This window comes from Novosphingobium fuchskuhlense, assembly GCF_001519075.1.
GTDB lineage: Bacteria > Pseudomonadota > Alphaproteobacteria > Sphingomonadales > Sphingomonadaceae > Novosphingobium > Novosphingobium fuchskuhlense.
Genome location: NZ_KQ954246.1, coordinates 683,696 through 703,413 on the forward strand (window position 1 = coordinate 683,696; position 19,718 = coordinate 703,413).

A 19,718-nucleotide genomic window follows, 5' to 3' on the forward strand; every position below is an offset into this window, starting at 1 on the left:
TGATGCGCAAGATGGTCCTGCTGGCCGCGCTCGCGGCGCTGCTCCCCGCTTCGGCCCGCGCCGAGGGGGCGGCAGATGCCGCGACCCAGCAGTGGTGGGCGCTGACGGAGGAGCTTTCCTCCGATGCGATGGAAGGGCGCGATACCGGCTCGCCGGGGTATGACCGCGCGGCGGCGCTGGTGGCGAAGCGCCTTGCGGCGGCGGGGCTGAAACCGGCGGGCGAGAGTGGCGGCTGGTTCCAGTCGATCCCTTTCGAGGACCGGCGGCTGGACGAGGCGCGTTCCCGGCTGACGATCGCCGGGAAGCGGCTTCGCTTCAATCGGGAGGTCCAGCTTTCGGGGCTGGAAAGCCTGCCAGCTGCGCTTTCCGCTGCGGCGACCTTTCGCGGTTACTGCGGCAAGAGCGAGCTCGGCGATGTGCGCGGCAAGCTGGTGGTCTGCTATGGCAGACCGGCGCCGGATCGGCTCAAGGGGTTTGATCGCGCTGCGGCGCTGCAGGCGGCGGGCGCGGCGGGGATGCTGCTGATTGCCGCGCCGGGGCTGCCGGGGGAACCGATCCGCTGGCCGTTTGCCTATTCGCGCAGCGTGACCCCGCTGGAGAGCGTGGTGAAAGCCAAGGCCGGGCCGCCGTTCCTGCAGGGCATCCTCAATCCCGATGCGCTGGGGCGCCTGACGGCGCGGGCGGACGAGATCCTGACAAGCGGCGCGGCGGGGGCGGACTTGCCGCGCGTGGAGCTGGGCGAGGCCAAGGCGGTGCTGGCGGTGACGCGGCGCGTGACGCGCTCGGCCAATGTGCTGGGCTTGCTGCCGGGGACCGATCCGGCGCTTGCCGATCAGGTGATCGTGATCTCCGCGCACCTCGATGGTTATGGCCGGGGCGAGCCGGTGCAGGGCGATGCGATCTACAACGGCGCGCTCGATGATGCCGCCTATGTCGCGCTGATCGAGCAGTTTGCGGCGCTGCGCGGCGGCAAGGGGCTGAAGCGGCCGGTGCTCTTCGCGGTCTATACGGGCGAGGAGAAGGGGCTCTGGGGCTCGCGCTGGTTTGTCGAGCACCCGACTGTACCGCTGGCTTCATTGGCTGCGGTGATCAACCTCGATCAGGTGCGCCCGCTCTATCCGCTGAAGCTGCTGACGGTGCATGGCCTCAAGGAAAGCACGCTGGGTGATCTGGTGCGGCAGGTTGCGCAGGCGCGGGGGATTGCGGTGCAGGAGGACCCCGAGCCCGAGCGCAATCTGCTGCGCCGGTCCGACAACTGGCCGCTGATGGAAGCGGGCGTGCCGGGCGCGAGCTTCGTCTTCGCGACCTACGATGCAGCCTCGCGGGCGAAGTACCGCGACTGGTACGAGCGGCGCTACCACCACCCGGCGGACGATCTGACAACGCCGATCGACTGGCAGGCGGCGGCAGACTTCAACCGCTTCTTCATCGCGCTGACCGAAGCGGCGGCCGATGCGCCGCAGCCCATTGCGTGGCAGCCGGGCGGGCGACCGGTGACGGCACCGCGCTGAGGCGGTACGTGCGCGCGGGCCGCCCTGTCAGCGATCAGAAATCCAGCAGGATATCGCTGTAGAGCAGCGTGGGACTGCCTGTCAGCGTGGCGAAGAGAACGGCGTCGGTTCCGCCCGCACCGTCCGCATCGTAGTAGAGCGTGCCGTTGGAGGTGTTGTAGACGATGTGATCATCCGCATCGTGCGCCGCCTTGGCGCCTGCTGCCGCGTAGAACTCGCCCTTGGTCAGGACCGAGCCGGCCTTGCCGATCAGCCCGGAATAGATCGAGGCGCTCAGCACCAGCTTGTCGCCCTCGGCGTGGCTGAAATCGGTTATCGTGTCGGCGTTGTTGATCGCCGGGGTGGTGTGGAACAGGAACTTGTCCTTGCCCGCGCCGCCGGTGAGCGTGTCCTTGCCCAGTTCGCCGTAGATCAGATCGTTGCCGCCAAGGCCGTTGATCACGTCCGAACCGTTCATGCCGATGATTTCGTTGTTGCCGCCGGTGCCGGTCAGGGTGTCGCCAGCCCGGCCGCCATAGAGGCGCTCGATGCCGGAAAGGGTATCCTTGCCCGCGCCGCCGGTATCCTGCTGCGTCTTGATCGAAAGGTTCACCGTGACGGCAGCGCCGATATCGAAATAGGAGGCCGTGTCCGTGCCCGCGCCGCCCGACAGCACGTCGTTGCCGAGCCCGCCGTCCAGCTGGTCGTCTCCGGCGCCGCCATAGATCTTATCATCGCCGCTGCCGCCATAAATTGTATCATCGCCGCCGTTGCCATAGATCACGTCGTTGCCGCCGAGGCCGTCGAAATAGTCGTAGGTCGACGAGAGATTGATCCTGTCGTTGCCCGCAAACAGGCTGGCGAAGAACTTCGCGTCGTCGCTGGTCGATGTGGAGGCCATGACGCCGGCAATGTCGGTTGCGGCGACCTTGATGCCCTTGATCGTCCAGGCCGGGGCCGACAGATCGTCGATCGCGCCAGTATAGAGGCCGAGGCCGGTCACCGTGCCGCCAGTGAGCTTGTCGGCCGGGGAAACGGTGAGGCTGGTGCCGCGAAAATAGGCAGTGCTGTCAATGGGCAACTGGATGAACGTCTGAAAACCGTAGGCGGCAACATCCTGATAGGTGACCCCGTCGATGGCCGTGTTGACGTTGTCCGAGAATTTGAACCCGGTCTTGTTTGGCAGGATCTGCGAGATGTTGAAGTCGAGGCTGAAGAAGGCCTCGTTCGCCGTGAATATGGTCATGCGTTCCCCCGTGGAAATGATGGGTCGTAGGATCCGATGCCATGGCCGACAGGACCGGCGGCCATGGCCGTGCGCTTGTGGTGGCAGGGATTGGCGCGCGGCATCCCTGCGTGCTTATCGTGTCCGGGGCTCGACCAGCGCCTCCGAGGGACTGTAGCCCCACATGCGTTACGTAGCGCATTCTGGCGCGCCTGTTCGTTACAATTGCTGTGAGGGAGCCACGCGGACGCAGAAAGGCCCTGCCCGACAGGTCGGACAGGGCCGCAAATGGTTCGATGATGCCGCGACCGGGGCTCTACCAGAAAATGTCGTAGATCGCGTCGACGACTTCGCCGGTGTAGATATCGACGAGCAGCGCGTCGTCGTAGTAGCGCACCCAGCGATAGGGACCCCAGGCCGGGGGCAGGCGATAGGCGTAAGGATCGGCGATCCAGTAGCGCTGATCGTAGAACGGCGCGCCGATGATCACGCCGATGCCGAAGCGGCTGTAGCTGTAGTCCTGCCATGGCGCGTAGTAGAGGCCGAGGCTGAAGGTTGTGCGGTTGCGGCTGCGCCAACGCTGCCAGTCATAGCGGTTGTCGTGCCGCCAGCCGTCGCGGTCCCACGCCCGCCCGTCGTTGTTGTAACCCCAGCCCCGATCGTTGCCGCGCCAGCCGTTGTTGTAGCCCCAGCCGTTGCCGCGGTTCTGCTGCCAGCTCCGATCCCAATTGCGGTCGCGATTACCGTTGTTGTCGCGCCAGCTGTTGGCGCCGCGATTGGTATCGCGGTACCACTGCCCGCCGCGGTCCTGCCGCCAGGTGCCGTTTTCGGCGTGATACCAGCGGCCCTGGTTGTCCTGATTCCAAGACTGCCCGCGACCATCGGCGGGCCTGCCATCGTTCGGGCGACCGGTGTTCGGCCTGCCATCATTGGGCCTGCCATCATTGGGCCGACCGCCGGGGTTGCGGTCCTGCCAGGCGGGTGTGCTGGTGCCGCCCTGACCACCCTGTACCCAGCCGCCAGGGCGGCCGAAGGCAGGCTGGCCGGCGGGGTTCACGCCGTTGCCACGATCACCGCGTTCGCGGTCGCCCCGCCCGCTGTCGCCCCTCCATGCAGGCTGGCCATTCCAGCCGCCCGGGTTCGCCGACGGCTGGCGGGAGGGCTGCGGCGCCTGCGATCCTTGCGAGAAGGTGGGCCGGCCGGCCCAGCTCGGCTGCGGATTGGCAGCGGGGCTGCGGCTCTGCCACGCCGGAGCCTGCGTCTGCGCGGGCCGTACCGCCGGCATGCTGGGACGCGGCATGGCAGGCGGCGCGCTGCGCTCCATGCCGCGCGCCGCCGGACCGCGCTGGTCTCGCTCCTGCGCCACAGCGGAGGCCGGAATGAGCGCCGCCGTGCCCAAGGCAAGCGCGAGAAGGGCGGAAGCACTGCTCTTGAAAACGGACTTGGCGGCCATGGTGACGGCTCCGGTTTGGCTGAAGCGCAATTCGATTCAGCGTGTCATAGGATTGTATTTATCCGAGTCGCGCTGTCGCGGGAATGAACCAAGGGGATGGCCTACCATTCAGGTTGGCAAGCAGATTTTCGAGGAGGAACGGAATTGGAGGTGACGCTCGATGGCGTACTTGCCGATGCGGTCCGGCGGTTGGCGACAGCCGTGCGCGACCGCAGGAACGCGATGCACACGCCCGTGGTGGGGACGGCGGATGGCGATCTGCGCATGATGGTGCTGCGCGAGGCGACCGCCGACCTTGCCGTACTGCGCTTTCACACCGATCTGCGCAGCCCCAAGGCCACATTGATCGGCGGCGGGGGCATGGTTTCGGTGCTCGCCTACGATCCCGACGCCCGCGTGCAGCTGCGCATGCGCGGGACCGGGCGGATCGAGCACGCGGGCCCTGTGGCCGATGCCGCATGGAGCAAGACCGCGCCCTCGAGCCGCCGCTGCTACCTTGCGGAGACCAGGCCCGGCGGCGCGCTGGAGGCTGCCGGCTCCGCCATCCCGGACGCGTTCGCCTGCCGCAGTCCGGCGCTGGACGAGACGCTGCCCGGACGCGGCAACTTTGCCGTGCTGCTGGTGGAAGTGCGCAGCCTCGACTGGCTCAGGCTGGACCGCGAAGGCGGCATCCGCGCGCGCTTTGCCCGCCCGGATGCCGGTGCGCCGTGGCGCGGCGAATGGATCGCGCCGTGACGGGCCCCGCCTGAACGGGGCGAACCCTCAGCGCGTCAGCTTCTTGTAGGCCAGCCTGGTCGGCCGATCCGCCGCATCGCCCAGACGGCGGCGCTTGTCTTCCTCGTAGGCTTCGAAGTTGCCTTCGAACCATTCGACATGGCTGTTGCCCTCGAACGCGAGGATGTGGGTGGCGAGACGATCGAGGAAGAAACGGTCGTGGCTGATGACCACGGCGCAGCCGGCGAAGTTTTCGATGGCTTCTTCGAGCGCGCGCAGGGTTTCGACGTCGAGGTCGTTGGTCGGTTCGTCAAGCAGGAGGACGTTGCCGCCCTGCTTGAGCATCTTGGCCATGTGGACGCGGTTGCGTTCACCGCCCGAGAGCTTGCCGACGTTCTTCTGCTGGTCCTGGCCCTTGAAGTTGAACGCGCCGACATAGGCGCGCGTCGACATGTCCTGCTTGTTGACCTTCATGTAGTCGAGCCCGTCGGAGATTTCCTCCCAGACGTTCTTCTTGGGATCGAGGTGGTCGCGGCTCTGGTCGACATAGCCGAGGTGGACCGTCTGGCCGATCTCGATCGTGCCGCTGTCGGGCTGTTCCTTGCCGGTGATGAGCTTGAACAGGGTGGACTTGCCCGCGCCGTTGGGCCCGATCACGCCGACGATGCCGCCGGGGGGGAGCATGAACGAGAGGTTCTCGAACAGGAGCTTGTCGCCATAGGCCTTGGTGATGTTCTTGGCCTCGATCACCTTGCCGCCGAGGCGTTCGGGCACCTGGATGACGATCTGGGCCTTGCCGATGGGGCGGTTCTCGGCGGATTCGACGAGCTGGTCGAAGGCCTTGATACGCGCCTTGGACTTGGTCTGGCGGCCCTTCGGCCCCTGCCGGATCCATTCGAGTTCCTGCGCGATGGCCTTCTGGCGGCCCTCGTCCTCGCGGCTTTCCTGCTCGAGCCGCTTGGCCTTCTTTTCGAGGTAGGTCGAGTAGTTGCCCTCGTAGGGGAAGTACTTGCCGCGATCGAGTTCGAGGATCCAGCCGACAACGTTATCGAGGAAGTAGCGGTCGTGGGTGATCATCAGCACCGCGCCGGCATATTCCTTGAGGTGGTTTTCCAGCCAGTTGACGCTCTCGGCGTCGAGGTGGTTGGTCGGTTCGTCCAGCAGCAGGATCGAGGGCTTCTGGATCAGCAGGCGGGTGAGCGCGACGCGGCGCTTTTCACCGCCCGATAGGCTGTCCACCGGCCAATCGCCGGGCGGGCAGCGCAGGGCTTCCATCGCGATTTCGAGCTGGTTGTCGAGCGTCCAGCCATCGACCGCGTCGATCTTGTCCTGCAGTTCGGCCATCTCGGCGCCGAGCGCATCGAAATCGGCGTCCTCCTCGGCCATTTCCATGCCGATGGCGTTGAAGCGGTCGACCATGTCGGCGATTTCGCGCGCGCCGTCCTTAACGTTTTCGAGCACGGTCTTGGTCTCGTCGAGCTGGGGTTCCTGCTCGAGATAGCCGACAGTGATGTTCTCGCCGGGCCAGGCTTCACCCGTGTAGTCCTTGTCGATGCCGGCCATGATCTTGATCAGCGTGGATTTGCCCGCGCCGTTGGGGCCGACGATGCCGATCTTGGCACCCTGATAGAACTGGAGGTTGATGTCCTTCAGCACCGGCTTGGGCGCGCCGGGGAAGGTCTTGGTCATGTTCTTCATGACATAGGCGTACTGGGCGGCCATCGGGGTCCTCGCGTATTCGAAAAACAGGAATTGCCGCGCGCTCTACAGGTGAGCGCGCGGTGGGGCAAGCGGGGTGCGGCTGGGTAGCGCGGGGCTGGGCAGGGCCCGGCCAGTGGCCCCCGCCGAGGCGGGGGCGCAGGTTGGATCAGAGGCGTTCGATGATGATCGCGGGGGCCATGCCGCCCGCGGCGCACATCGTGACGAGGCCATAGCGGCCGCCGGAGCGCTCCAGCTCATCGAGCGCGGTGCCGATGAGGATCGAGCCGGTGGCGCCGATCGGGTGGCCGAGCGCCATGGCGCCGCCGTTGATGTTCACCTTGGCGCGGTCGAGATCGAGATCACGGATGAACTTCTCGGCCACGACGGCGAAGGCCTCGTTGATTTCCCAGACGTCGATGTCTTCCTTGGTGAGGCCCGCCTTGGCGAGGACTTTCTTGGCCGCCGGCACCGGCGCGTTGAGCATCAGCGTCGGATCATCGCCCTGGTTGGCATAGGCGACGATGCGCGCGCGAGGCTTGAGCCCATGCTTTTCGGCATAGGTGGGCGAGGTGATGAGCAGCGCGGCGGCGCCATCGACGACGCCAGAGGAATTGCCGGCGTGGTGAACGGGCTTGATGTCCACATCCGGATAGCGGCGGTTGATCTGCTTGCGGAAGGTCATCCCGCCGCCGAGGTCGAAGTCCATCATCGCGGCAAAGGCGGGCTTGAGGCTGGCGAGGCCTTCGGCGGTCGTTTCGGGACGGGGGAATTCCTCGTGATCGAGCGCGACAGTGCCGTCTTCATTCAGCACGGGGACGACCGACTTGTTGAAGCGGCCTTCCTTGATCGCCACGTCGGCGCGCTGCTGGCTGACGAGGGCGAGCGCATCGAGCGCTTCGCGGCTGATGCCTTCGATGGTGGCGATGGCATCGCCGCAGATGCCCTGGTGCGACTGCGGGTGGAGCGCATCGAGCGCCGCGTTGCCCGAGCCCATGAGGCGCGGCGGGAAGCCGGCATTGGCTTCAGCGGCGGCGTTGGCGGCGGTGAAGCTCATCATTTCGGTGCCGCCGGCGATCACGCAATCTTCCATGCCCGACATGACGGTGGCCGCGGCAAGGTTCACCGAGGTGATGCCGCCGCCGCAGAAGCGGTCGAGCGTGGTGCCGCTGGCGGTGATGTTGTAGCCCGCCGCGAGAGCTGCCATGCGGCCAAGGTCGCCGCCCTGCTTGCCGACCTGCGACGAGGTCGACCAGATGATATCATCCACCGTGCCGGTATCGAGGTTGTTGCGCTCCGCGATCGCCTTCATGACCGTGGCAGCGAGGTGCTGCGGGTGCAGGTGCGACAGCGCGCCCTTGCCGGGCTTGCCAACCCCGCGCGGGGTGCGGACGGCGTCAATGATATAGGCTTCGGCCATGGACTCTCTCCCAAATGCGTTAATCGAGCGATTAAACACCTGCGCGCGCCTGTGCAAGGGGGAACCTCGACAGCGGAGCGGGGGGAGGCCTATGCTATGCGCACTTCACCTACAGGAGCCCCCCGATGCTGCACGCCGACCTCTTGGAGCAGGCGCGAACCCTCGAGCCGCAGATCACCGCGCTGCGCCGCGCGATCCACGCCGAGCCGGAGCTGGGGCTGCATACGCCGCTGACGCGGGACAAGGTGCGCAGCGCGCTGGCACATCTGCCGCTGATCTGGCGCGAGGGGCCTTCGACGACGGGGCTGGTCGCGACCTTGAAGGGCGGGGCCGGTGAAGGCCGCCGCGTGCTGCTGCGCGGCGATATGGACGCGCTGGAAATGCCCGAGGAGACGGGCCTCGCGTTCGCCTCGCAGTTTGCGGGGCGGATGCACGCCTGCGGGCACGATGCGCATACCGCGATGCTGGCAGGCGCGGCGGAGCTGCTGTGCGCACGGCGCGAGAGCCTGGCGGGCGAAGTGCAGTTCATGTTCCAGCCGGGCGAGGAAGGCCACCACGGCGCGCGCTTCATGATCGACGACGGGTTGCTGGAACCACGCGCGGACGCGGCTTTTGCGCTGCATATCATGCCCAACAGCCCGCACGGGATCGTGGCGGGCAAGGCGGGGCCGCTGCTCGCATCGGCGGACCGCTTCGAGATCACGGTCAAGGGCGATGGCGGGCACGCCTCGATGCCGCACGACACTTTGGATCCCATCCCGGTCGCTTGCGAGATTGTCAGCGCACTTCAGGCAATGGTGACGAGGCGGTTCTCGGTCGCCGATCCGGTGGTGGCGACGGTTTCCAAGATCGAGGCGGGGACGGCTTACAACGTGGTTCCCGATACGGCGCATATGCTGGGGACCATCCGCACGCTTTCCCCGGCCTCGCGCGCGAAGCTGCACGAGGCACTTCCCAGGCTCGCGGAGCATATCGCGGCGGCGCATGGGCTCACCGCGGAGACTCGGATTGTGCCGGGGTTTCCGGTGACGATCTGCGATGCGCGCGCGGTCGATCTGGGCGCCAAGGTGGCCGAGGCGCTGACCGGTGAAGGCACGTTCCACCGCCTCTCGCACCCGATCATGGGCGCGGAGGACTTCTCCTATGTGCTGGAACAGACGCCGGGCGCGATGTTTTTCCTCGGCGTCGCGCCGCAGGGGGCGGACTGGAAGAGCTGCTGTTCGATCCATTCGACGCGGATGATGCTCGATGAAAGCGTGATGCCGCTGGGCAGCGCGGTGCTGGCGGGATGTGCGGAGCGGTTTCTGGCGGAAGGGTTTGCCTGACACCCTTTGTACGCGGTGCAACCGGAGCGTCTTGAAGGACTGGCATTGGCGGGGCTCATCTGACAGGAAAAGCCCATGCAAGACCGGGTTCTGCCGCTGAGCGGCATTCACAATTTTCGCGACTATGGCGGCTACACTGCGCGCGGGGGCACGCTGCGCACAGGGCAGCTGTGGCGTTCGGGGCATCACTTCGGGGCGACGACGGACGATCTCGATGTGGTCCACCGCATCGGCATCGCGCGGGTGATCGACTTGCGCGGGGACAGCGAGCGCGCGCAGTTTCCCTGCCTGCGGCATGAAGAGTGGGCCGGGCAGGTGGTGTTTTATCCCGGCGAGACGGCGGGCGATCATGGCCAGTCCAGCGGGGGCAAGGCCGTGCATGACGAAGCCGCGGCCGGTGTGCGGACCGCGGACGACGCGCGCGCCGCGATGGTCAAGCTCTACGACAAGCTGCCGTTTCGCACCGTGCTGGTGGGCACGTTCCGGCTCTATCTCCAGACGCTGGCCGAGGATCATGGGCCAAGCCTGCTGCACTGCTTTGCCGGCAAGGACCGCACCGGCGTGGGCGCGGCCATCGTCCACCGCCTGCTGGGCGTGCATGCCGACGACGTGATGGCGGACTACCTCCTCACCAACACGGCGGGCAATTCCGAGGCGCGGATCGCTGCGGCAGCGACCAATGTGCGCGCGAGCTTCGGTCCTTCGATGACGGACGAGGCGCTGCGCACGATCATGGGAGTCCAGCCGGAGTTTCTGGACAGCGCCTTTGCCGCGATGGAGCGCGAGCACGGGACGTTCGAGGCCTATGCCGAGGCGGTGCTGGGCGCGGATGCGGCGCTGGTGGCGCAGCTGGAGGAGCGGCTGGTGGTGTGAGCGTGGGCCTCAGGTCCGCGTCATCATCACCGCATCAAACCGCCGGTCGGCCAGATCGTCCGGCGTGATCCACCATTGCAGCGCGCCGCCGCCGAAGTGGTGGCCGAGGGCGGGGTTGTCGGGCAGTTCGAGCAGGAGGAGGTGCGTGGCGGCGAGGTCCGCTTCGCCGCTGGCGGGGGCGAGGAGGCGGGCCGGGGGCGGGGCGATCACGCCTTCGGGGGTGCTGATCGCCAGCGCATGGCGCCAGGCGACACGGGCGGTGATCTCGTCGGGCAGCTTGGCGGCTTCTGCGGGCGAGGCGTGCAGCGTGGTTTCGATGGCGGCTTCGACGGCTTCGGGCATGACGCGTTCGGCAAGGGCGCGGTGGGTGGAGAGCCAGTCCCAGAACGCCTTGCGCACGGGCGGGCCGAGCGGGGCAAGCGCGGGGTTGTTCAGCGCATGGTCGAACCAGGCCTGCGCTTCCTCGCGCACGGTCTTGAGCTGGGCGGCGCGTTCGGCCTCGTCGAGGCCGGGGTAGGGATCGTGCAGCACGGTGCGCTGCGCGCGGTCCGCTTCGTGCACGAGCGCGGCGGCGGCGATCTGCACCGATAGCCAGTCCTGCGGATAGCCGTACCATGCGGGTTCGAAGCCTTGCCCGTCCGCGCCCTGGAAATCCTCGGGCCCCAGCGCGGGGGCGATCGGATCAGGGCCTTGCACCTCGAGCAGGGCGCGCGCGGTTTCGGCGCGGTGCGGCCAGCCGGGGGCCTCGCTCTCTGGCACGGCAATCGGGCGCGGTGCGAAGGGCCAGCGGGGCAGGACCTGCGTGCCGTTGGCCGGGGTGAGCGCCCAGGGCCAGACGAGCGCGGCTTCATCGCCATAGGCCATGGCGAGGCCCTCCGGCACATCCAGCGCGTGCCACGCGGTGCCGGCATAGCCGACTGCATGGAACACGCGGAACGCCTCGCCCGGGCCCCAATCGAGATCGAGGAACACCGCCAGCGCGCCTTCGGTCGGGAGCAGGCCGAGGCCGGCTTCGGGCGGCACGTCAGCGAGATCGAGCTGGAGCAGGAAATGCAGCGGTTTGCCGGTGGCGGGGTTGATCGGCCATTCGGCAGCGCCGGGCAGCACCGGACTGCCGCCGAACCAGCTGCGAGCCGAAGACCCGCCCGCCGGTGCGCGGTGCGGGGGGAAGTGCTGGCGAAGGACGATGGCCTGCCGGGCTGCGGCGACAATGGGAGCGGGCAGCGGCGGTGCCGGGAGCGGGGCCTCCGGTTCGGGCGCGTCCAGCGCTTCGGCTGCGTGATCGTCTGCAGCCGGCAGGGCGTTGGCGGCCTCTGCCTCGGCGAGCGATGCGGCGGAGATGAGGCGGCTGCGGCCGACCTTTTGCGGAGGGAGTTCCGGTTCCGGTGCGGCTTCGGCGGCATCGCCGGCAGCCTTGCGGCGCTTCGCTTGCCTGGCCTTGCGCGGCTTTGGTTCCCGCAGCGCGCGCTGGCGCAGCCAGTACCAGATCAGCGCGAGGAGCCCCAGCGCACTGATGATGAAAATGGCGAAGATGGCGATAAGAGCCTGCACGCGTTCACCTTTCCGGTGTTACGCTGCCGTATTAGGCGCAAACCTGCAACAACTGGTTGATTTGGGGTGAAGCGGCGGCGGCGGCGCCTTGCTTTCGGGAGCGGCGCATTGGCGCATAAAGAAAAGGGGCGGGAGATGGTCCCGCCCCTCATTGATCAAGCGTGGCTTGGCTCAGGCTTCGGCAGCCATTGCCGCGTCGAGGTTTTCAACGATGGCTTCGAAGAACTGCTCGGTCGTCATCCACGGCTGGTTGGGGCCGATGAGGATGGCGAGGTCCTTGGTCATCTTGCCGCTTTCCACGGTTTCGATGCAGACGCGCTCCAGCGTTTCGGCGAACTTCACGACTTCGGGCGTCTCGTCGAACTTGCCGCGATAGATGAGGCCACGCGTCCACGCGAAGATCGAGGCGATCGGGTTGGTCGAGGTCTGCTTGCCCTGCTGGTGCTGGCGGTAGTGACGCGTGACAGTGCCGTGCGCGGCCTCGGCCTCGATCGTCTTGCCATCGGGCGACATGAGGACCGAGGTCATCAGGCCGAGCGAGCCGAAGCCCTGCGCGACGGTATCGGACTGCACGTCGCCATCGTAGTTCTTGCAGGCCCAGACGAACTTGCCCGACCACTTGAGCGCCGAGGCGACCATGTCGTCGATCAGGCGGTGCTGGTATTCGATGCCGGCGGCCTTGAACTTCTCGGCGAAGCCTTCGGTGTCGAACACCTCCTGGAACAGATCCTTGAAGCGGCCGTCATAGGCCTTGAGGATGGTGTTCTTGGTGGAGAGGTAGACCGGCCAGCCGAGCGCGAGGCCATAGTTGAACGAGGCGCGGGCGAAATCGCGGATCGAATCGTCAAGGTTGTACATCGCCATGGCCACGCCCGCCGAGGGGAAGTCGAACACGTCGAGGTCGATCTTCTGGCCATCATCGCCGTCCCACACGAGGCGCAGCTTGCCCGGGCCCGGGATCAGGGTGTCGGTCGCCTTGTACTGATCGCCGAACGCGTGGCGGCCGACGACGATGGGGTCGGTCCAGCCCGGCACGAGGCGCGGCACGTTCTGGATCACGATGGGTTCGCGGAACACCACGCCGCCAAGGATGTTGCGGATCGTGCCGTTGGGCGACTTCCACATCTTCTTGAGGTGGAATTCCTCGACGCGCTGCTCGTCAGGGGTGATCGTGGCGCACTTCACGCCGACGCCGTACTGCTTGATCGCATTGGCCGAATCGATGGTGATCTGGTCGTTCGTCTCGTCGCGCTTCTCGACCGAGAGATCGTAGTACTTGAGATCGATATCGAGGTAGGGAAGGATCAGACGTTCGCGGATCCACTGCCAGATGATCCGCGTCATTTCATCGCCGTCGAGCTCGACGACAGGATTCTTCACCTTGATCTTTGCCATGGTTCGCGTGCCTTCCCCGGGGAGGTGATTCAAAAAAATTTGCCGTTCCTTAGCAGGCGCTTGGCGGCGCGCAAGCGGGGCAATCTCACCAAAGGGCAAAGGCGCACGCGATTCGCGCGGTTTGAGTCTGGACAGGTGCGGGGCGCGGGCTCTAGACATTTAACCAAGCGATTAAGCGCCAGCATAGGAGAGATGCCGTGAGCGAAGCCCCTGAAGTCCTGACTGAAGTCGATGGCAATGTCCTGATCGTCACGATCAACCGGCCCGAAGCCAAGAATGCGATGACCAAGGCCGCGGCCGAAGGGATTGCGGCGGCGATGGACCGGCTGGACGCCGAGACCGACCTGCGCTGTGCGATCCTGACGGGCGCCGGCGGCACGTTCTGCTCCGGGATGGACCTCAAGGGCTTTCTGCGCGGCGAACGGCCGAGCGTGCCGGGCCGCGGCTTTGGCGGGCTTTCGCAGTGGACGCCGAAGAAGCCGATCATCGCGGCGATCGATGGCTATGCGCTGGCAGGCGGCATGGAACTGGCGCTCTCGTGCGATCTGATCGTGGCGAGCAAGGGTTCGAAGTTCGGCATCCCCGAAGCCAAGCGCGGCCTTGCGGCGGCGGCCGGCGGCCTGATCAAGCTGCCGCGCCAGATCCCGCCGCGCATCGCGATGGAACTGGCGCTGACAGGCGACTTCATTGATGCGACGCGCGCCTATGCGCTGGGCTTCATCAACGAGCTGACCGAAGGCCCCGCGCTCGACGCCGCCAAGGCGCTGGCCGCGCGCGTCGCCGCCAATGGCCCGCTGGCGCTGATCGCCTCGAAGGCGATCGTGCGCGATTCGCACGAGTGGACCGAAGCCGAGATGTGGGACAAGCAGGAAGCCTACATCGCGCCCGTGTTCACGAGCGCGGACGCGCGCGAGGGCGCGCTGGCGTTTGCCGAGAAGCGCAAGCCCAACTGGCAGGGCAAGTAAACCGCTGAACTGTCGCCAGATCGGTTGCGAAGCCGGTCTGGCGGGCAGGGCGCCGCCGGGTTAGCCTGAGGCCCGAAAGGACCGGGCATGGGCACGCGCACTTTTCGGAATTGGCGGATATTGCAGGCGGCGGCGTGTCTCGCGCTGTGCGGCTCCGCGCCAGACGCTCCGATTGCGCCCCCAATGACGCCCCCGCCGGTATGGGGCCATGCGCCTCTGCTCACCACGGCGGGCCGTGCGTTGCCGGCAAGCCTCAGGGGCGTGACCGTCGATACGACCGACCGGCTGAGCGCGATGATTGCCTCGGTCCGCGCGCTGCGCGCGGCGCCGACGGTGCGGCTGGTGCTCGATCCCGGGACGACGCCGGGCACGTATGCCCCGGCGCTGGGCCGCTTGCGCGGCGCTGCCTGGGTGATGGCGGAACTGGTTGATTCCGAAGCCATGGCCGATATCTCGGCAGCAGAGGCGGCGCAGCGGGCGCGCATGTTCGGCGCGGCGTTCCGGGATAGCGTCGACCTCTGGGAAATCGGCAACGAGGTGAACGGCGCGTGGGTCGGCAGGAGCCAGGCCGAGATCGACGCCAAAGTCGGCGCGATGTTCGACGTGATCCATGGCGAACTGGGCAAGCCTACTGCGCTGACCTTGAATTACTGGGCGGGGCCGCAGTGCTATGGGCAGCCATGGGAAGCGACGCTGACCTATGCGCGGGCCATGCCGGAGCGGGTGCGGCTCGGTGTCGATACTGTGCTGCTCAGCCTTTACGAGACAGCCTGCGATCCGGTGCAGCGGCCGACCGCGCGGCAACTCGTCGCGATGTTCCGGCAGTTGGCGGTGATTTTTCCGAACGCGAAGCTGGGCATCGGCGAGATCGGTGCGCAGGGCGTGGTGGACGGGCTGCCGAAGGAGCCGGACCTCGCCGAGAAGCAGCGCATCGCGCGGCGCTACTACGGCATGGACGCAGGCCTGCGCCGGGCGCTGGGCGCGCGCTGGGCCGGCGGCTATTTCTGGTGGTACTACATGCGCGATGCCGTGCCGATGGGGCGCAAGGATACGCTGTGGCCGACGCTGGACGAGTTGCTTGCGAGCATGGAATGAGCGCGCGGGAGCGCTGCTAGGCGCCCAGCATGGCAAGGTCTGGCCAGAACACCCGCAGGATGAAGGTTTCCGGCGGCGTCGGCAATTCGGTTTCGAGGCAGCGTTCGACCTCGCGGCCGCCCAGCCGCGCGTAGAACTGCCGGGCGGCGATATTGCCCTCGAACACCCAGAGATGGAGGCCGGGGGCCGAGGCTTTGCCCATCAACATGGCCTGCGCCCCGGCACGCAGCAACTGCCGACCGATCGACCGGCCGCGCAGGCCCGGGACGACATGGAGGTTGTCGACCAGCGAGCCCCAGCGCGCATCCTCATCACGGTAGAGGCAGATGAACCCGGCCAAGCCGCCGCCGGGGAGGTCTGCGACGAGCACGGATTGCCAGCGCGAGGGAGAGGCGAGGCGATCCTGCCAGAGTTCGCGGCGATCCTCTTCGATCGGCCCGGCCAGATAGGCGGGATCGAGCACGTCTGCATAGACGTCCCGCCAGTTTGCGCAGTGGACAGCGGCAATCGCGGGGGCGTCGGCTGGGATGGCCAGTCTGATGGTGAGGGTTTCCATGGGCGGGGACAGTGGCCGGATCGCGCGCCACCTGCAACAGGGGTGGGGCCAGGATATGGTGGCTGGTTTCAGGCGCCCAGCCAGGCAGCCGTGATCGCGCCGCTGTGCCCCTCGGGTGCCAGCGCGGCACGCAGGGCTTCCAGAAGGGGCGGCAGGTCTTCAGTGAAGGCATAGGGCGGGTTGACGATGAACAGGCCCGCGCCGTTGTAGAGGCCCGGCTGATCCGCATCGTAGAGCCAATGCTCCACGCACAGCAGCTTCGGGATGCCGAGCTTGCGGAGCTGTTCCTTCCACCGGACATGCGCCGCGCGGTCCTTCAGCGGATACCAGATCACCGTCACGCCATGCGCCCATTTGCGCATGGCTGCCGCGAGGGTGGCGGTGATGCGGGCGCGTTCGTCCAGCTGCTCGTAGGGCGGGTCGACCACCACCACGCCGCGCGGGGTGCGGGGCGGCAGCATCGCCAGCCAGAGTTCATAGGCATCGCGTTCATGCACCGCAGCGGGTGTGCCGCGCATCGCTCCGCGCAGGACGCGCGCGTCCTCGGGGTGCTTTTCGTTGAGGATCAGCGAATCCTGCGGGCGCAGCAGCTGCGCCAGCACATGCGGCGAGCCGGGGTAGAGGCGCGCGTCTGCTCCAGGGTTCACCGCCTGTACGGCGGCGCGGTAGTCGTCCAGCAACGGGTTCGGATCGGGCAGGGCGCGCAGCACGCCTTGCGCGGCCTCGCCGGTGCGACCGGCTTCTTCGCCCTCAAGATCGTAGAGCCCGCAGCCGGCATGGGTGTCGATCAGGGTGAGCGCGCCCTGCTTGCGCTGCAAGGCCCGGACGAGGGCGATCAGCAGGCTGTGCTTCACGACATCGGCGCTGTTGCCGGCATGGAAGGAATGGCGATAATTCATGGCACTACAACACTATCCTGACGGTTTGCCTGCGGCTGCGCTGCCGGACGATAAAGCCACGAGCGAGGCGATGGCGGTAACCTGTCCGGCGCTCGTACAGATTCGGGCAGGCGCCTTCAAAGCCCTTCTGCGCGCGGCCCGGGGAGAGGGCGGGGCCGCATGGGCGAACAGTGCCGAAACGGCGCCGGGGAGCCGGATGGAAGGCAAGAAAAAGCCCCGCAGAAGCGAGGCTTTTCAAGGCTTCGTGATGGTGGGCGTAGCAAGGATTGAACTTGCGACCCCTACGATGTCAACATAGTGCTCTACCACTGAGCTATACGCCCGCACCATCAGGCCTCCGGAGCGGCTGGCGCCCGGGAGAGGCAGCCCATTAGCCTCGGGCGGCTGGGCTGGCAAGGGGGTTTTGGTCAGGAAGTGCCCCGCCATCTGCCCTGCCGGCCGACACCTCCCCGTTTGCACTTCGCGAAAAGGGGGAGGAACCGAACTGTCAGCGCAGATTGCCGGTCATCGGCGATTCGGAAAACACCCGTTCCACTTCGAGCACGAGATCGCGCAAGTGGAAGGGCTTCGACAGCACGCGCGCGCTCGGCGCTTCGCGGTTGGCCTTCAGCGTCACGGCGGCAAAGCCGGTGATGAACATGACCTTTGTGGCCGGGCTGATCTCGGCGCAGCGCTGCGCGAGCTCGATTCCATCCATTTCCGGCATGACAATGTCTGACAGCAGCAGATCGAAGTGCTGTGTTTCGAGCAGAGGCACCGCCTCGGTGCCGCGATCGACCGAGACGACCTCGTAACCGGCGTTCTCGAGCGCGCGGGCAAGGTAGGTGCGCATTGCTTCTTCATCTTCGGCCAGCAGGATTCGAATCATGGTCACCTTCATTCATCTTGCCAGTTGGCCTGGCCATTTTGCCCGCGAGCCGTGGCTCACGGCGTCCCTGTCTGCACCCGCCCTACACCCTCGCAGGTTAAGATTCCGTCCAGATCGGGCCTTGGCCTTGTGCGCACTATGGAGCACTTTGACATGAAGGCCAAACCCCGGCAGCTTTCGCCGATGAACCGGCCGCACGCATCGCGGGGCGAATCGCCTGCGCAAGCAGATTCCGGGCCTTTCGGCGCAGCCGGGGCCTTCAGCGGTGCCGCTTGCGTGCGCGGAGGAAGCATCCCCGGGCTGGACGATGCGCCGGCCTTCTCCATCTGGCAGCACGATCCCTCGCCGGTGCCGGTGGTCATCGCGGTGCCCCACGCCGGCCGCAGCTATCCTCCCGACCTCGTTTCGCGCATGCGCCAGCCCGCCTACAGCGCGCCGCGGCTGGAAGACCGGCTGGTCGATCTGGTCGGCAAGGCCGTGGCCGCGCGCACCGGCGCCGCGCTGCTGGTCGCCCACGCGCCGCGCGCTATGATCGATCTCAACCGTGCGAGCGATGATGTCGACTGGGAGATGATCGGCGGCCGGCCGATTGAGCCGAGCGGTGCGCCGGTCACGCCTTCAACCGCGCGCCGCGCGCGCAGCGGCCTGGGGCTTGTGCCGCGGCGATTGCCGGGGCTTGGCGAGCTGTGGAAGTGGCCGATCCCGCACGAAGAGCTGTCCGCCCGGATCGCCGGCGTGCACGAACCCTATCACGCGGCGCTCACCCGCATGCTCGAGGAAACGCGGGCGCGCTGGGGGGCGGTGCTGCTGATCGACCTCCATTCGATGCCGCCGTTGCCCGCGCGCGCCGGAGAGCCGGTGGCCGAATTCGTGGTGGGCGACCGCTTCGGTGTGGCCTGCGATGGGGCGCTGGTGGCCGAAGCGTTTGCCGCGCTGGGCGGGGCACGCCGGCTTGCCGCGCACAACCGGCCCTATGCCGGCGGTTATGTGCTGGAGCGCCATGCGCGGCGGCATCTCGGGGTCAATTGCCTGCAATTGGAAATAGACCGCCGGACCTATCTTGATCCTGCGCTGGCCGAGCCGGGGCCGGGGCTGGATGCCACGGTCGATGTGGTGTCGGCGTTGGTGCAACGCATGGCGATCGCAGTGGCGGATCTTGGCCGCGAGCGCGGCCATTGGCGTGCAGCTGCCGAGTAAAACACTGAAATTATGAAAAAACCACCTGGAGCATTGCTCCAGGTGGCCAAGGTTCAGGGAGGAGGTGCACCAGGTGCACCCGTCGCGCCGGGCCATGAGGGGAGCACCGTCGCGACTTACGGAAGATAAGGGGAGCCGCCCGCCAGCGCAAGGACTTTGCCCTCCGATATGGCGAGACTTTATGCGCCCCCCTCGTCCAATAGGTATTACGCCGTGATCAGAACGCCGGCAGCGGCGGGATGGGGGCGACACCCTGTTCCACCTGCTTGCCGAAGATCGTGCTCATCAGTTCGAGCGAGAAGATGTGCGCGTAGACCAGCGGCAGCAGGCCGCTCTGTGCCCAGCCACGCAGGACATCGCCGCGCATGTCGCGCAGCTTTTCCTGGTTCACCATCTGGAAGCCGCGGTAGACGAAGGGCTGCTCGACACCGACTTGCTGGATCGCGGCTTCGCCGTCCATGAGCAGCTCGTGCTTGGTCAGTTCCTCGACGAACGCCTGCGTGCGCTGGCCAGCCTGCTCGAACTGCTCGCAGAACTGGAGCACGTTGCGGGTGGCTTCCGAAGGCTCTTCACCGGCGAACAGCGGCTCGCCCTCGGCGAAATCGCCGAGCAGACCCGCGGACGGATCGAAGCACAGCGAAAGATCGGTGGTTTCCGGCGTCAGCTTGGCGAGAAGGAAGGGATAGCGGCGGGCATAGGCCGGAACGTAAGCCCCCGGGGCCACGTTGCCCTCGGCATCGACGAACACGTTGGTACCTTCGTTGAGGCCCATCAGCGCCAGCGGCACCGGATTTTCGCCCGAGGCGAAGATGATCGGGAAATGGCGCGCTGCCTGGGGGAATTCCTCGACCGTGAGCGGGACCGCATGCTGGCCCACCATCCACACCGCCTTGTCAGCGCTGCGCGCCTTCCAGTTGGCATGATCACGCAGGTTGAGCGGCGTGAGATCGTTGTAGAACAGGGGCAGGGACTGCGGCGCGCTGGCCATGGGATT

General features: G+C 67.0%; 17 protein-coding genes and 1 tRNA gene. 7 read left to right on the forward strand and 11 right to left on the reverse strand.

What is annotated here, in order from left to right; all coding sequences use genetic code 11:
* Positions 1–2 precede the first annotated feature (2 nt).
* Entirely contained in the window at positions 3–1,511 is a 1,509-nt protein-coding gene (locus tag AQZ52_RS17050; protein WP_205626506.1) for a M28 family peptidase, read from the forward strand.
* 34 nt (positions 1,512–1,545) lie between these two features.
* On the opposite strand, the gene AQZ52_RS17055 is transcribed toward AQZ52_RS17050, so the two are convergent.
* Both AQZ52_RS17055 and AQZ52_RS17060 read right to left on the reverse strand, forming a co-directional pair.
* Positions 1,546–2,736, reverse strand: a complete 1,191-nt coding sequence (locus AQZ52_RS17055) for a calcium-binding protein (RefSeq protein ID WP_067913747.1) — start codon at positions 2,734–2,736, stop codon at positions 1,546–1,548.
* A gap of 295 nt (positions 2,737–3,031) precedes the next feature.
* Positions 3,032–4,168: an RcnB family protein gene (locus AQZ52_RS17060; RefSeq protein WP_156425009.1), complete on the reverse strand. Its 1,137-nt coding sequence runs from the start codon at positions 4,166–4,168 to the stop codon at positions 3,032–3,034.
* Between the two features lie 150 nt (positions 4,169–4,318).
* Here AQZ52_RS17060 and AQZ52_RS17065 point away from each other — a divergent pair, with 150 nt between their 5' ends.
* Entirely contained in the window at positions 4,319–4,903 is a 585-nt protein-coding gene (locus tag AQZ52_RS17065) for a PNPOx family protein (RefSeq protein ID WP_240481763.1), read from the forward strand.
* Positions 4,904–4,930: 27 nt separating this feature from the next.
* Here AQZ52_RS17065 and ettA read toward each other — a convergent pair whose 3' ends face one another.
* Positions 4,931–6,604: an energy-dependent translational throttle protein EttA gene (gene ettA / locus AQZ52_RS17070; RefSeq protein WP_067913755.1), complete on the reverse strand. Its 1,674-nt coding sequence runs from the start codon at positions 6,602–6,604 to the stop codon at positions 4,931–4,933.
* Positions 6,605–6,749: 145 nt separating this feature from the next.
* Complete coding sequence (locus AQZ52_RS17075) at positions 6,750–8,000, reverse strand: acetyl-CoA C-acetyltransferase (RefSeq protein ID WP_067913759.1); 1,251 nt, start codon at positions 7,998–8,000, stop codon at positions 6,750–6,752.
* Positions 8,001–8,125: 125 nt separating this feature from the next.
* Here AQZ52_RS17075 and AQZ52_RS17080 point away from each other — a divergent pair, with 125 nt between their 5' ends.
* Both AQZ52_RS17080 and AQZ52_RS17085 read left to right on the forward strand, forming a co-directional pair.
* On the forward strand, positions 8,126–9,325 hold the full coding sequence (locus tag AQZ52_RS17080; protein WP_067913762.1) for a M20 metallopeptidase family protein: 1,200 nt from the start codon (positions 8,126–8,128) through the stop codon (positions 9,323–9,325).
* 75 nt (positions 9,326–9,400) lie between these two features.
* Complete coding sequence (locus AQZ52_RS17085; protein ID WP_067913765.1) at positions 9,401–10,198, forward strand: tyrosine-protein phosphatase; 798 nt, start codon at positions 9,401–9,403, stop codon at positions 10,196–10,198.
* Positions 10,199–10,207: 9 nt separating this feature from the next.
* Here AQZ52_RS17085 and AQZ52_RS17090 read toward each other — a convergent pair whose 3' ends face one another.
* Entirely contained in the window at positions 10,208–11,749 is a 1,542-nt protein-coding gene (locus AQZ52_RS17090) for a DUF1963 domain-containing protein (RefSeq protein WP_067913768.1), read from the reverse strand.
* 171 nt (positions 11,750–11,920) lie between these two features.
* Positions 11,921–13,144 (reverse strand): NADP-dependent isocitrate dehydrogenase, encoded by a 1,224-nt coding sequence (locus AQZ52_RS17095; RefSeq protein WP_067913770.1) that lies wholly within the window; start codon positions 13,142–13,144, stop codon positions 11,921–11,923.
* 197 nt (positions 13,145–13,341) lie between these two features.
* Between AQZ52_RS17095 and AQZ52_RS17100 the strand changes: the two genes are divergently transcribed.
* Together AQZ52_RS17100 and AQZ52_RS17105 are read left to right on the forward strand one after the other, a co-directional pair.
* Positions 13,342–14,109, forward strand: a complete 768-nt coding sequence (locus AQZ52_RS17100; protein ID WP_067913773.1) for a crotonase/enoyl-CoA hydratase family protein — start codon at positions 13,342–13,344, stop codon at positions 14,107–14,109.
* Positions 14,110–14,292: 183 nt separating this feature from the next.
* A complete protein-coding gene (locus AQZ52_RS17105; protein WP_156425011.1) occupies positions 14,293–15,204 on the forward strand; it encodes a Tat pathway signal sequence in 912 nt (303 codons plus the stop codon).
* A gap of 16 nt (positions 15,205–15,220) precedes the next feature.
* Here AQZ52_RS17105 and AQZ52_RS17110 read toward each other — a convergent pair whose 3' ends face one another.
* The 4 genes from AQZ52_RS17110 to cpdR all read right to left on the reverse strand — a co-directional run bounded on the left by AQZ52_RS17110 (position 15,221) and on the right by cpdR (position 17,527).
* Complete coding sequence (locus AQZ52_RS17110; RefSeq protein ID WP_067913776.1) at positions 15,221–15,760, reverse strand: GNAT family N-acetyltransferase; 540 nt, start codon at positions 15,758–15,760, stop codon at positions 15,221–15,223.
* A gap of 68 nt (positions 15,761–15,828) precedes the next feature.
* The gene (locus AQZ52_RS17115) at positions 15,829–16,659 is read right to left on the reverse strand and encodes a 23S rRNA (adenine(2030)-N(6))-methyltransferase RlmJ (RefSeq protein ID WP_067913778.1); all 831 of its coding nucleotides are present in this window, start codon (positions 16,657–16,659) and stop codon (positions 15,829–15,831) included.
* A 248-nt stretch (positions 16,660–16,907) separates the two neighbouring features.
* Positions 16,908–16,982 (reverse strand) — tRNA-Val (locus tag AQZ52_RS17120).
* Between the two features lie 164 nt (positions 16,983–17,146).
* Positions 17,147–17,527, reverse strand: a complete 381-nt coding sequence (gene cpdR / locus AQZ52_RS17125) for a cell cycle two-component system response regulator CpdR (protein WP_067914196.1) — start codon at positions 17,525–17,527, stop codon at positions 17,147–17,149.
* Positions 17,528–17,680: 153 nt separating this feature from the next.
* Between cpdR and AQZ52_RS17130 the strand changes: the two genes are divergently transcribed.
* Positions 17,681–18,724 (forward strand): N-formylglutamate amidohydrolase, encoded by a 1,044-nt coding sequence (locus AQZ52_RS17130; protein ID WP_240481734.1) that lies wholly within the window; start codon positions 17,681–17,683, stop codon positions 18,722–18,724.
* Positions 18,725–18,941: 217 nt separating this feature from the next.
* Here AQZ52_RS17130 and AQZ52_RS17135 read toward each other — a convergent pair whose 3' ends face one another.
* Complete coding sequence (locus AQZ52_RS17135; RefSeq protein ID WP_067913781.1) at positions 18,942–19,712, reverse strand: SapC family protein; 771 nt, start codon at positions 19,710–19,712, stop codon at positions 18,942–18,944.
* Between the last annotated feature and the right edge of the window lie 6 nt (positions 19,713–19,718).

What these genes read in the sequence shown, in the direction of transcription:
- AQZ52_RS17050 (WP_205626506.1), top strand. Translation starts at nt 3, where the DNA reads ATGCGCAAGATGGTCCTGCTGGCCGCGCTCGCGGCGCTGCTCCCCGCT.
- AQZ52_RS17055 (WP_067913747.1), bottom strand. Translation starts at nt 2,736, where the DNA reads ATGACCATATTCACGGCGAACGAGGCCTTCTTCAGCCTCGACTTCAAC.
- AQZ52_RS17060 (WP_156425009.1), bottom strand. Translation starts at nt 4,168, where the DNA reads ATGGCCGCCAAGTCCGTTTTCAAGAGCAGTGCTTCCGCCCTTCTCGCG.
- ettA (WP_067913755.1), bottom strand. Translation starts at nt 6,604, where the DNA reads ATGGCCGCCCAGTACGCCTATGTCATGAAGAACATGACCAAGACCTTC.
- AQZ52_RS17075 (WP_067913759.1), bottom strand. Translation starts at nt 8,000, where the DNA reads ATGGCCGAAGCCTATATCATTGACGCCGTCCGCACCCCGCGCGGGGTT.
- AQZ52_RS17080 (WP_067913762.1), top strand. Translation starts at nt 8,126, where the DNA reads ATGCTGCACGCCGACCTCTTGGAGCAGGCGCGAACCCTCGAGCCGCAG.
- AQZ52_RS17085 (WP_067913765.1), top strand. Translation starts at nt 9,401, where the DNA reads ATGCAAGACCGGGTTCTGCCGCTGAGCGGCATTCACAATTTTCGCGAC.
- AQZ52_RS17095 (WP_067913770.1), bottom strand. Translation starts at nt 13,144, where the DNA reads ATGGCAAAGATCAAGGTGAAGAATCCTGTCGTCGAGCTCGACGGCGAT.
- AQZ52_RS17105 (WP_156425011.1), top strand. Translation starts at nt 14,293, where the DNA reads ATGACGCCCCCGCCGGTATGGGGCCATGCGCCTCTGCTCACCACGGCG.
- AQZ52_RS17110 (WP_067913776.1), bottom strand. Translation starts at nt 15,760, where the DNA reads ATGGAAACCCTCACCATCAGACTGGCCATCCCAGCCGACGCCCCCGCG.
- AQZ52_RS17115 (WP_067913778.1), bottom strand. Translation starts at nt 16,659, where the DNA reads ATGAATTATCGCCATTCCTTCCATGCCGGCAACAGCGCCGATGTCGTG.
- cpdR (WP_067914196.1), bottom strand. Translation starts at nt 17,527, where the DNA reads ATGATTCGAATCCTGCTGGCCGAAGATGAAGAAGCAATGCGCACCTAC.
- AQZ52_RS17130 (WP_240481734.1), top strand. Translation starts at nt 17,681, where the DNA reads ATGAAGGCCAAACCCCGGCAGCTTTCGCCGATGAACCGGCCGCACGCA.
- AQZ52_RS17135 (WP_067913781.1), bottom strand. Translation starts at nt 19,712, where the DNA reads ATGGCCAGCGCGCCGCAGTCCCTGCCCCTGTTCTACAACGATCTCACG.